This window comes from Leclercia sp. UBA5076, assembly GCF_002416465.1.
In the GTDB taxonomy this organism is placed as follows: Bacteria; Pseudomonadota; Gammaproteobacteria; order Enterobacterales; family Enterobacteriaceae; genus Enterobacter.
In genome coordinates this window covers 382,427-394,371 of record NZ_DIAO01000018.1, presented here as the reverse complement: position 1 = coordinate 394,371, position 11,945 = coordinate 382,427, and the positions used below count along the sequence as shown (strand labels likewise).

10 protein-coding genes are annotated in these 11,945 nt (G+C 61.2%); 4 read left to right on the top strand and 6 right to left on the bottom strand.

Annotation, left to right across the window (positions count from 1 at the left end; translation table 11 throughout):
* Nucleotide 1 precedes the first annotated feature (1 nt).
* From B3X29_RS19140 to nadS, 4 genes are all read left to right on the top strand, one after another.
* Nucleotides 2–2,674 carry a response regulator gene (locus B3X29_RS19140; RefSeq protein WP_159339397.1) on the top strand — a complete coding sequence of 891 codons (2,673 nt, stop codon included), beginning with the start codon at nt 2–4 and terminating at the stop codon, nt 2,672–2,674.
* Nucleotides 2,664–4,862 carry a glycoside hydrolase family 2 protein gene (locus B3X29_RS19135; protein WP_159339398.1) on the top strand — a complete coding sequence of 733 codons (2,199 nt, stop codon included), beginning with the start codon at nt 2,664–2,666 and terminating at the stop codon, nt 4,860–4,862. The genes B3X29_RS19140 and B3X29_RS19135 overlap by 11 nt, the downstream gene beginning before the upstream one ends.
* Nucleotides 4,863–5,102: 240 nt before the next feature.
* Nucleotides 5,103–5,435: a type II toxin-antitoxin system RelE/ParE family toxin gene (locus B3X29_RS19130; RefSeq protein WP_159339399.1), complete on the top strand. Its 333-nt coding sequence runs from the start codon at nt 5,103–5,105 to the stop codon at nt 5,433–5,435.
* Nucleotide 5,436: 1 nt separating this feature from the next.
* Nucleotides 5,437–5,721 (top strand): NadS family protein, encoded by a 285-nt coding sequence (nadS, locus tag B3X29_RS19125; protein WP_103179800.1) that lies wholly within the window; start codon nt 5,437–5,439, stop codon nt 5,719–5,721.
* A gap of 161 nt (nt 5,722–5,882) precedes the next feature.
* Here nadS and paaY read toward each other — a convergent pair whose 3' ends face one another.
* The 6 genes from paaY to B3X29_RS19095 form a co-directional block, all read right to left on the bottom strand.
* Nucleotides 5,883–6,479, bottom strand: coding sequence for a phenylacetic acid degradation protein PaaY (gene paaY / locus B3X29_RS19120; protein WP_156654613.1), 597 nt, complete (start codon nt 6,477–6,479; stop codon nt 5,883–5,885).
* Between the two features lie 10 nt (nt 6,480–6,489).
* Entirely contained in the window at nt 6,490–7,425 is a 936-nt protein-coding gene (gene paaX, locus B3X29_RS19115) for a phenylacetic acid degradation operon negative regulatory protein PaaX (RefSeq protein ID WP_103179802.1), read from the bottom strand.
* Nucleotides 7,426–7,510: 85 nt separating this feature from the next.
* Nucleotides 7,511–8,863 (bottom strand): phenylacetate--CoA ligase PaaK, encoded by a 1,353-nt coding sequence (gene paaK / locus B3X29_RS19110; protein WP_159339400.1) that lies wholly within the window; start codon nt 8,861–8,863, stop codon nt 7,511–7,513.
* A 39-nt stretch (nt 8,864–8,902) separates the two neighbouring features.
* Nucleotides 8,903–10,108: a 3-oxoadipyl-CoA thiolase gene (gene pcaF / locus B3X29_RS19105; protein WP_103179804.1), complete on the bottom strand. Its 1,206-nt coding sequence runs from the start codon at nt 10,106–10,108 to the stop codon at nt 8,903–8,905.
* Nucleotides 10,108–10,530 carry a hydroxyphenylacetyl-CoA thioesterase PaaI gene (gene paaI / locus B3X29_RS19100; RefSeq protein ID WP_103179805.1) on the bottom strand — a complete coding sequence of 141 codons (423 nt, stop codon included), beginning with the start codon at nt 10,528–10,530 and terminating at the stop codon, nt 10,108–10,110. The genes pcaF and paaI overlap by 1 nt, the downstream gene beginning before the upstream one ends.
* Nucleotides 10,520–11,944 carry a 3-hydroxyacyl-CoA dehydrogenase gene (locus tag B3X29_RS19095; protein WP_159339401.1) on the bottom strand — a complete coding sequence of 475 codons (1,425 nt, stop codon included), beginning with the start codon at nt 11,942–11,944 and terminating at the stop codon, nt 10,520–10,522. Before B3X29_RS19095 ends, paaI begins: the two co-directional genes overlap by 11 nt.
* Nucleotide 11,945: the final 1 nt, after the last annotated feature.

Genomic DNA, 11,945 nt, shown 5'->3' with positions numbered 1-11,945 from the left:
CATGCAAGAGCGATCCTGTTTCGATCTTAACGCGCTGCCCATGGGTGTAATGATCTACGATCCGGCGGAGCGCCTGCTGGCCTGGAACGACCCGGTGACGCGCTTTTACCCGGTCATCACCCCCTGGCTGGCCGTCGGCGCCACCCTGGAGAGCCTGGCGGAAAAATTTATCGATGCGGGCTATAACATCGATCCTGGCCGCCGCCAGACCCTGCGCGAAGCGATTATCCGCAACTGCCGTCAGCCGAGCCATCGCGAAGTGCGGCAGTCGGGTCAGCGGCGGCTCTACGTCCAGCATCAGCGGCTGGCGGACGGCGGCATTATCAGCCTGCATACGGACATCACCGAGCTGGATGAGGCCCAGCGCTCGCGCAACCAGCTGCACGACGATTTTTTACTTACCGCGGAGTCGATCCAGATCGGCATCTGGGACTGGCAGGTCTCCCACGACAGCCTGCAGGTGAACGATACTCTGCTGGCGATGGTGGGCGAGTCGCGCACGCAGTTGCTCTATCCGCTGCGCTTTTTTCTTAACCTGGTGCACGAGGAGGATCGCGCCACCCTGCGCCAGGCGATGATCGCCTCTCGCCAGGCGCATATGCCGGTATTCGAATGCGAAATTCGCGTCCAGCACGCCGCCCGGGGCTGGCGCTGGATGTTGATTTCGGGCCAGGTGGTGACTCTCAACATGCAGCAGCAGGCCGAGCGGGTGATCGGCACCCTGCAGGATATTACCCGTCGTAAAGAGGCGGAACTGCTGGCCATAGAGGCGGCGAAGGTGGCCCGGGAGGCTAACGAGGCGAAGAGCGCCTTCCTCGCCAACATGAGCCACGAAATTCGCACCCCGATGAACGGCATTCTGGGCATGACCCAGCTCTGTCTGGACACCCCTCTTAACCCGGAGCAGCGGGAGTATCTTTCGCTGGTCATGAGTTCGGCCCAGTCGCTACTGCATATTATCAATGACATTCTCGACTTCTCCCGCATCGAGTCGGGCAAGATGTCGGTGGATGTGGAGCCGCTGGAGATCCGCCCCTTTATTCAGTCGCTGATCCGCCCCCACATGCCCGCCGCCAGCGAAAAAGGCATTGAGCTGCTGGTGGATATTGCCCCCGAGCTGCCGGAGGTGCTGGTAGCGGACGGTCCCCGGCTGCGCCAGATCCTTACCAACCTGATGGGCAACGCCCTTAAGTTTACCCACCAGGGTGAAGTGCTGCTGGCGATAGCGCCCGCTGACGATGAAGGTCGGTGGCGTTTTCGCATCCGCGACAGCGGCATCGGCATTCCGGCGGATAAGCAAAAAGCGATCTTCGAGGCCTTCAGCCAGGCCGACAGCTCCACCACCCGCCGTTACGGCGGCACCGGACTGGGGCTGACCATCTCGGCCCGGCTGGTGAGCCTGATGGGTGGGGAGCTGACGGTTGAGAGCCAGCCCGGCGTGGGGAGCGAATTTGCTTTCACCCTGCCGCTGGAGAGCCAGCAGGCCGCCGCGCCTGTGGGGCGCTTCAATGGCGAACGGGTGCTGGTGGTGGATGACAACAGCACCAACCTGCGCCTGCTTGATACCATGCTTCACCAGATGGGGCTGGCGCCAACCTGCGTTAATAACGCCGCCGAGGCGCTGCGGTGCGCAGCCGAAGAGAGGCGCTGGGCGCTGATCCTGCTGGACGCGCAAATGCCGGATATGGACGGCGTTTCGCTGGCGCTCGAACTCTCCGTGCTGCCCCAGACCGAACAAAGCCATATCATTATGCTCAGCTCCATGAGCCGCCATTTTGACGCCAACATGCTCAAGCGCATCGGCATTGCCCACTATTTGCATAAGCCCATTGCCCAGCGCGAGCTGCATCAGGTGATTGCCAGCGTGCTTGAACCTGCCCCAGTCCTGACCCCGGCCCCCGCGACGGCGCCCGCCGTGCCGCAGGCCGGGCTACGCATTCTGCTGGCCGAGGATAATCTGGTGAACCAGAAAGTCGCCCGGCGCCTGCTGGAGCGGCTCGGCCACCGGTGCGAAGTGGTCAATAACGGGCGCGAGGCGCTGGAGCGCTGGCGGGAACACGCCTGGGACATTCTGCTGATCGACCTGCAAATGCCGGAGATGGACGGCGAAACCGCTATCCGCCTGCTGCGGGAAGAGACGCAGGCCAGGGGGGGCGCCCACCAGCCCGCCATCGCCATGACCGCCCACGCCATGCAGGGAGATAAAGAACGCTGCCTGGCGATGGGGTTCGACGGCTATATTGCCAAGCCGGTGAGCCAGGAGGCATTGCAGCAAGAGATTGCGCGCGTCGGCCCGGAGAGTCATAACCCGCAGAGTGATAAAGGGCTGCCGGACGAAGCCCGGCTATTAAAACAGTGCGCGGACGATCCCGCTCTGGTACAGGAGCTGCTGGATCTGTTCGGCGAGGGGCTCGACGAGGCGGTAGCAACAATAGCCCGGGCGATCGACAGTGACGACCGCGAGGCTCTGGGCCGGGCGGCGCACCGGCTTCGCGGCGAAGCCGCCACCCTCGGCTTTACCGGACTGGCAGAGCGGCTCCAGCAGTTAGAGAGCCAGGCGACAACGCTGGACCCGGCCGGGCTTAAGGCGCTGCGCGGCGAGCTCTTCAACGAGGCCGGACGCGGTGCCGCCTGGCTGCACCACCGGGCGCAGGAGATAAATCATGATCCCTAAACTTATTCTGCCGCTGGTCGTCTGGCTTCCGCTGGCGCAAGCGGCGCCTGTGCCGGTCACCTGGTCGCTGGCCGGGCAGTGGCGCGTGCATGATGCCAACGACAACACTTTTAACGGGGCCAGCGCCCCTGACAGCAGCTGGCGCACGCTCCAGGTGCCCGCCAACTGGTACAGCGCCGGATACGATCATCAGGGCGCGCTCTGGTACCGTCACGAATTTACCCTGCCGGAGCGCGCGCCGGATACCATGGCTACCCTGGTGTTTGACGGCGTGGATTATTTCGCCGACGTGACGCTCAACGGCAAGGCGCTTGCCCGCCACGAAGGCTATTTCCAGCGCTTCCCGGTGGATATAAGCGACGCCCTGCGCCGCCATAACCGGCTCGCCGTTCGGGTGGAGAGCCCGTTCGAAGATCCGAAAACCATCTGGCCGCTGCACAAAACCCTGGTCAAAGGGGTGCTTAACCAGCACGACACCCGCCCCGGCGGCGCCTGGTCCGAGCACGGTCAGGATGCCAACTCCGGCGGCATCTGGGCGCCGGTGAAGCTGCACCTGAGCCGCGGCGTGACGATTGACGAGGTGATCCTGCGCCCGGACTGGCGCGAGGGGCTGCAAAACCCCATCTTGCGCGCCGAGATTCGCTACCGGGCGCTGGCGGATGGGCACGCCACCCTGCGCCTCTCCGCCGCGCCGGACAATTTCAGCGGCCCGGACTTTCAGCAGGACTTCCCGGTCACGCTCAACAGTACCGCCGGCACCCTGAACGTCTCGCTACCAATGCGCTCCGCCAGGCTCTGGTGGCCGGTGGGCGTCGGCAAGCCGAACCTCTACCGGGTGCGAGCCTCGCTGCGGGATGACCAGGGGCTGATGGATACCGCCCTCACCCGAACCGGGTTACGCAAGCTGGAGGAGCAGCCGGACAATAAAGGCTGGCTCATCAACGACCGTCGGCTGTTCATCAAGGGCAGTAACTATATTGGCTCCCCCTGGCTCGGCACCATGACGCGGGCAAAATACAGCCGGGATTTCGAACTGGTGGAGGCGATGAACGCCAACGCCATTCGCGTCCACGGGCATGTGGCAGGCCGCGCGCTCTATGATGTAGCGGATGAGATGGGGCTGATGATCTGGCAGGATGTGCCACTGCAGTGGGGCTATGATGACAGCGTCGCCTTTGCCGATAATGCGGTTCGCCAGACCCGTCAGATGGTTGAGCAGTTCGGTAACTCGCCGGCCATCATCGTCTGGGGCGGGCACAACGAGCCGCCCTGGAACTCACCGTGGATGGAAAAACGCTTCCCGGACTGGAACAAAAGCTTAAACCAGTCCCTGACGAAACGGGTGGGCGACACGCTCGCGGAAGATAGCTCCCGCATCGTGCACCGTTTTTCCGCCGTGGAGGAGCACTACTGGGCGGGCTGGTACTTCGGCACGATACGCGATCTGCTGGCGCCCGCCAAAACCGGGATTATCACCGAGTTTGGCGCCCAGGCGCTGCCGAGGCTCTCCACCCTGAAAACCTTCATCCCTGAGAGCCTGATGTGGCCGAAGAGTACGGCGGCGGACGATCCCGGCTGGACGCACTGGAAGTACCATAACTTCCAGCCCTTCCAGACCTTTAAATTCGCCAATATTCCCCGGGGCAATACTATCCAGGAGATGATTGCCAATACCCAGGCGTATCAGGCGCAGCTGGTGGCGACGGCGGCGGAGAGCTATCGCCGACAGCGCTATCAGCCGGTGACGGCCCTCTTCCACTTTATGTTTGTCGAAACCTGGCCCTCGATTAACTGGGGGGTGGTGGATTACCTGCGCAAACCGAAGGCGGGTTACTACGCCCTGAAGCGCGCCTACCAACCGATCCTCCCCTCCATCGAACCCGTTACAGATGTCTGGCGTCAGGGACGCGAGGCGACGGTCCGCCTTTGGGCGATCAACGATACCTGGTCAGCCTGCGAGGAATGCCGCCTGACGTGGCAGGTGAAGCAGAGCGGAAAACGGCTTGCTGAAGGCGAGACGATCATGACCCTACCGCCCGACTCGGGGACCAGGGTAAAGGAGATTACCGTCACGCCGACCAGCGTTGAACGAGTGACCATTGAGTATCGCATTGAGAATAACGCGCGAGAAACGGTGGGCAAAAACCGGCGTGAAGAGTCTGTCGAGGCGTCGCCCGCCGGGAAGTAAAGCATAAATTTCCTGATAACCCTCTCCTCTGAGAGGGTTTACCTTCTGATATACCCTGCAATTTTACGAGACGCCTCGTAGCGTCAGCACGCGTTTCAGCACACTCTCGCCATGCTCCTTACAATGCCGACCAGTGCCAGCGCGCATTTCAGTTCACGCGTTCCCTGGCAGCAAAATAATTCTGGATCTGTACTATGTACACCTTAAGGTGTACATGGTACCTTACATGGAGAGAGAATCGTGTGCCATGCGATAAAATTTATCGAGACGTCACTGTTTACGCGGCAAATCAAACAGATCGCGACTGATGATGAACTCCTGACGTTACAAAGAGAGCTCATTGCCTTTCCGGACAAAGGTGATGTTATTCAGAATACCGGCGGGCTGCGAAAAGTCAGGATGGCCACGGGTGGCCAGGGTAAAAGCAGCAGCGCCAGGGTAATTTACCTTCTGGCAACACGGGAGATTATCTGGCTGGTGCTCGCTTATCCGAAAAGCGCCAAAGAGAATCTCACTGATGCGGAAAAGGTTGAACTAAAAAAACTGACAACCTTACTGAAAAACGAGGTGTGAAATGCATTTTTTTGACGAACTCAAAACGTCCCTGGAAGAGGCGGTTGACATCAAAAACGGGACCAAAGCCCCTTCCCGAGTTACCCGCTATGAGATTGCCGATGTCAAAGCGATCAGAGAGCAGCTCAACGTCTCCCAGGCAGAAATGGCAAAAGCGCTGGGCACCAGCGTGGATACCATCAAAAGCTGGGAATCCAGAAGACGTAACCCCACCGGCCTGGCAGCAAAAGTGCTGGCCACGATTAAGGCGAACCCGGCATTCTTTTACGAACTGGCTGCGCATTAATAGGTCGTATTGGGGATGCCAACAGCGACAGGTAAAATAAAAACGCAGAAACAAAGCCCCAGCGACAGCGTGCCGGGGCTTTTAGGGTGCCACTAAATTAATCCTTAACATCCTTCAATCTACACAAAGATGGCCTCACGCAGGATTAAGGGGTTTGCCGCTCAGCGGGCCGACTTCGGCCGCAGATTCTCGTCAAACACCAGCCGCTTGCGATCCGGTTCCACCTCGTGTAACGGCTCCACCTGATGCATCGTCTGTTTGCAGCGCTCCACCAGCGTCTGGTACTCGCGGGTGCCCTGCTTTTTCCACGCCATCTCCTGCTCGCTCAACACGCGGATCGCTTTCGCCGGGCTGCCGATAATCAGATGGTCGGCAGGCATTTCCGCTTTCGCTTTCACAAATGCCGCCGCGCCGACGATGCTGTTCTCGCCGATCACGGCGCCATCCATGATCACCGCATTCATCCCCACCAGCGCATTGCGGCGGATCACGCAGCCGTGCAGAATGGCGCCGTGCCCGATATGTCCCTCTTCTTCCACCACCGTGTCCTGCTCGGGGAAGCCATGCATGATGCAGTTATCCTGAATATTGGCCCCGTCTTTCACCACGATACGGCCAAAATCCCCACGCAGGCTGGCGTTGGGGCCCACGTAGACGCCCTTACCGAGGATCACGTCGCCAATCAGGACCGCTGTCGGGTGGACATAACTCTCCTCAGGAACAACCGGTGTCAGACCATCAATTTGATATACAGGCACATAACCTCCGTTACGCGGGCGTCAGGCCGCCGAAGCGCTGCCAGTAGGAGGAGCCCGGCGACGGCAGTTCGCCGACCGAGGTCTCCCCTTTCTCACTGACAAACGCCAGCGCACCCGGCGCGACGCGCTGATAAATGTTAATGCACAGCTGGCGGGCCGTCTGGCCTGCCCAGTGCGACGGGAGTAACTCTTCCGGCAGGAGCGGATCCTTAAGCACCACCCGGCGATAAAAATGGATCAGCAAGAGCTGGATATGGAAACAGCGCGCCGGCGTCAGCTCCTCCGGCGTGGCCTCCCGCAGCAGGGGCAGCAGGGGCCGGAACGAGTCGATAAAGGTTTCATACATCAGGTTCTGCTCGCTGAGCTGCCAGCACTCCTCCACCCGGGCGCGCAGCGCGGCGCGGGAGAGCGCCAGCGGCGAATGCGCCTCAAAGCAGATGACGTTTTCCGCCACGCCCGCTTCATGCAACAGGGTTTGTACGTCTGCCAGCTGTTGCGACGGCGAGGCCATCAGGCTCGGCGCCAGGGTGCCGAAGCCCTGCCAGATCAGCTGCTTTTTCACATCCGCCAGCGTGGTTTTGTCCATTCCTTCAGAGAGCAGCAGCAGCCATTTGCCGTCCCAGGCCGGTAGCTCTGCGCGATAAATTTTGGTTTCGGCCCGGCGGGTTAAACGCAATCCTTTGTCGCTCAGGCGGTAGAAGCTGCGTCTGCCGATGCGAACCACATCCAGCCAGCCCTCTTTATTAAGACGGAACAGCGCGGTACGCACGAAGCGCTCGCCGAATCCCATCCCCTCCAGCAGGGCCGCCAGGCTTCCCAGCCAGACTTCACCGCCGCGATGGGACAGGGCATCACCGTACAGGGAGGAGATCAGCGAGGTGCCGCTGACGGGAACGGAGCTGACAGCGTGCTGGATAAAGGCGTCGAGTTTACTCATGTGATTCATTCTGTTGTGATTATTTTCGCGGATGAATCATAGCATAGCGCTAAAAGCGCGACCCTCCCTAATACGCAGAGGGTCGCGGACGGCCTTAGCTGTTGGCTGCGGCCTTACGCAGATCGAAGACGCGACAGGCTTTGCCTTCGGAACGCGGAATGCTGCCGCAGTTGACGATCGTCACGTCGGTAGAGATCCCCACCATCGACTTAATGCGGTGGCGCAGCTGGTGGCAGACGTTGCAGCGCTGTTCGTGGGTCAGCGACAGGCTACTCTCTTTCAGCTCCACCTTCACCGAAAGTGAATCAAGATGGCCCCGACGGTTCACCTCCAGCTGGTAGTGCGGCGACAGGTGCTCAAACTTGACGATCTCCTCTTCCAGCTGGGACGGGAAGACGTTGACGCCGCGGATGATCAGCATATCGTCGCTGCGGCCGCTGATCCTGTCCATACGGCGCATGGTGCGGGCGGTGCCCGGCAGCAGGCGGGTCAGGTCGCGGGTGCGGTAGCGGATCACCGGCAGCGCCTCTTTGGTGAGGGTGGTGAAGAGCAGTTCCCCCTGCTCGCCATCGGCCAGGGGCGTGCCGTCGTTCGGGTTGACGATCTCCGGGTAGAAGTGATCTTCCCAGATGGTCGGTCCGTCGGCGGTTTCGATGCACTCCATCGCCACCCCCGGCCCCATCACTTCGGAGAGCCCATAGATATCCAGAGCGGTAATACCGAGGCGTTTTTCAATTTCCCGGCGCATCGCCAGGGTCCAGGGCTCAGCGCCAAAAACGCCCACGCGCAGGGAGCACTGGCTGGCATCACCCCCCATCTGGCGCTCAAGCTCTTCGATCAGGTTGAGGCAGTAAGAAGGCGTCACCATAATCATGTCCGGCTGAAAATCGCGGATCAGCTGGGCCTGTTTCTCGGTCTGTCCGCCGGACATCGGGATCACCGTGGCGCCTAAACGCTCGGCGCCGTAGTGGGCGCCCAGCCCGCCGGTAAACAGGCCATAGCCGTAGGCGACATGAATTTTGTCCTTCGCGCTGCCCCCCGCGGCGCGCAGCGAGCGGGCCACGATGTTGGCCCAGTTATCAATGTCGTTCTGCGTGTAGCCGACCACGGTCGGTTTACCGGTGGTGCCCGAAGAGGCGTGAATACGCACCACCTGTTCCATCGGCACCGCAAAGGTATCAAACGGATAGTTGTCACGCAGATCCTGCTTGGTGGTGCACGGGAACTTGCGGATATCCGCTAACTCTTTGAAATCGTCAGGATGCACGCCCGCCGCATCAAACTTGCGTTTGTACATGGGGACGTTGTTATAAGCGTGTTCTAACGTCCACTTCATACGCTCGGTTTGCAGGGCCTGCAGCTCATCAAGGGAGGCGGTTTCGATGGGGTCAAGATGCTTTGCCGTCGTGGTTGCAGTTGACGTTGCGGTTGTCGCTGTATTTATCATTGTCGTAGTCATCGTAGGGTACTCGCTTTTTATAATTGTTCAGACACGCTCAAGGATCATGGCAATGCCCTGACCGACACCAATGCACATCGTACAGAGCGCATAGCGCCCTTTACGACGATGCAGCTCGTTGCTGGCGGCCAGCGCCAGGCGGGCCCCGCTCATACCCAGCGGATGGCCTAAGGCAATTGCCCCGCCGTTGGGGTTAACGTGCGGCGCATCATCCGGCAGCCCCAGCTCACGCAGCACCCCCAGCGCCTGGGAGGCGAAGGCTTCGTTCAGCTCGATAACGTCCATGTCGTTGATGCTCAGCCCGGCGCGCTCCAGCACCCGACGGGTGGCAGGCACCGGGCCCAGCCCCATCAGACGCGGCTCAACGCCAGCGGTCGCCATCGCCACGATGCGGGTACGCGGGATCAGGCCCTGGGCTGCCGCCATCTTCTCGCTGGCGACAATCAGCGCCGCAGCGCCATCGTTCACGCCGGAAGCGTTACCGGCGGTAACCACACCGCCCGCCCGGAAAGGGGCTTTCAGCCCGGCCAGCATTTCGAGGGTGGTGTCCGGGCGCAGATGCTCGTCATGCACCACTTCGGTGACCGCCCCTTTTTTGCCTTTAATGACGACCGGCACGATCTCCTGCGCCAGAATACCGTTAGCCTGGGCCTGAGCGGTACGCTGCTGGCTGCGCAGGGCGAAGGCGTCCTGATCCTCACGGGAAATCTTTAACAATTCCGCTACATTCTCTGCCGTTTCCGGCATGCTGTCAGAACCAAATTGCTGCGCCATGAGCGGGTTCACAAAACGCCAGCCGATAGTGGTATCGAAAATTTCATTCTGCCGCTGGAAGGCGCTGGTCGCTTTGCCCATCACGAAAGGCGCGCGGGACATCGACTCCACACCCCCGGCAATCATCAGGTCGCCATCACCGGCGCGAATCGCGCGGGCAGCAAAGCCCAGCGCATCCAGACCGGAGCCGCAAAGGCGGTTCAGGGTAGTGCCGGAGACGGTCTGCGGCAGCCCGGCTAACAGCAGGGACATTCGCGCCACGTTACGGTTGTCTTCCCCCGCCTGGTTCGCGCAGCCAAAGATCACATCGTCGATGCGCTCCGCATCCAGACCCGGGTTACGCGCCAGCAGTTCGCGCAGCGGGATAGCACCCAGGTCGTCCGCGCGCACACCGGACAGCGCACCGGCATAGCGACCGATTGGGGTTCTGATCCCGTCACAGATAAAGGCGTCACGCATTATGCTTCTCCTGTCACAGTGCCGCCGATGCGGTGGGATTTCCCACGGAACAGGGCAACCGTTTTCTGTTGTTGATTAACGATTTCAATGTCGTATACGCCGGTCTGTTTCCCCTGATGGCGCACCTGCGCCGTGGCGGTGAGCTTATCGTGGGCAAACGCCGGACGGACAAAATCGATGGTGCAACCCGAGGCCACCGCCGCCAGCCCCTGGCTGTTGCAGGCGTAGGCGAAAGCGGTATCGGCGAGGGTAAACAGCTGTCCGCCGTGACAGCTCTTGTGGCCGTTGAGCATCTGCGGCGTGACGGTCATGGTCAGTACTGCCATGCCCTCATCCATCTCAATAATGTCGATGCCATAAGCCTGGGCGCAGGCATCGTTTTCATACATGGCGCGGGCGTTGCGCCAGGCGTTATGACTCATAGCTACTCTCCAGAAGCGCGCGCTGGCGCAGCAGGGATGAAGGACGGTAACGCTCTTCGCCGTAATGGCGTTGCAGGTTTTCCAGCAGGCACAGCAGACGCTGCCAGCCAAGCTGTTCTCCCCAGGCCAGCGGGCCGCGCGGGTAGTTCACCCCGAGGCGCATGGCGGTATCGATATCCTCTTCACTGGCGACCCCTTTTTGCAGGGCGTCGAGGGCTTCGTTGACAATCATCGCCACCGTGCGCCAGATGAGCAGGCCCGGATAATCCGCCACCTGCAGCACGCGCTTGCCCTGCTGTTGGAAGTAGCGCACCACTTTCCGTGTCGCGGCTGTCGGGTTGCTGGCCGCGGCGGCAATCACCGCCACATCGCTCTCCTGTCTGTCGAACACCACCACCGGCTGTGCGTAGCGGTTCGCCAGCGCCTGGGCGGTCTCACCCCGGGTTTCGATCAGCAGTACGCCGTCAATTTCAGTGACACCGTCACTTTTTTTCTGCTGATGCGTGACACTGTAACTATCGTTCACCTCTGCCAGCCAGCTCACCGCTGGCTTTTCGTTACGCCAGTTGTAAACGCCCTGCCCACTCTTCTTGCCGAGACGCCCACCCAGCACCAGCTCCTGCTGCACCAGTGACGGCAGGAAACGGCGTTCCTGCCAGAAGGCGTTAAATACTGAGCAGGTCACGGCAAAGTTGACGTCCTGGCCGATCATGTCGGTCAGCTCCAGCGGCCCCATCGGGAAGCCTGCGCCTTCGCGCAGCGCCGCGTCGATGACTTCCGGGGCGGCAACCTGCTCTTCCAGCGCCCGCCAGGCTTCGGCATAGTACGGACGCGCCACGCGGTTAACGATAAAGCCCGGCGTGGACTGGCAGCGCACCGGCTGTTTGCCCCAGCGCGTCGCCAGCTCGCTCAGCTGTTCGACCACTTCCCCGGAGGTCGCCAGGCCGCTTACCACTTCCACCAGCTTCATCACCGGGGCCGGGTTAAAGAAGTGCAGCCCCGCTACGCGCTCAGGATGGCGCAGGTCGGCGGCAATGGCGGTAATGGAGATGGACGAGGTATTGCTGGTCAACAGCGTGTTAGCCGGGCAGATCTCCGCCAGTTGGGCAAAGAGCGCCTTTTTAACGGCCATTTGCTCAGAGGCGGCTTCAATCACCAGATCAGCCTTCGCCAGCGCGTGGATGTCGGTAACGGGCACCAGGCGCTGGAGCGTCTGTTCGGCGTCATGCGGGGCGAGCTTGCCGCGCGCCACGCGGGATTCGAGACGGCTGCGAATGGCGTCAATGGCGCGGGAGATGGCCTCAGCGTTGATGTCATAGATCAGCACCGGGTGGCCGTTGCTCGCCGCCACTTCGGCGATCCCGGCTCCCATGATGCCGCTGCCAATCACCGCCACGGTATGAATTGTCGTCATC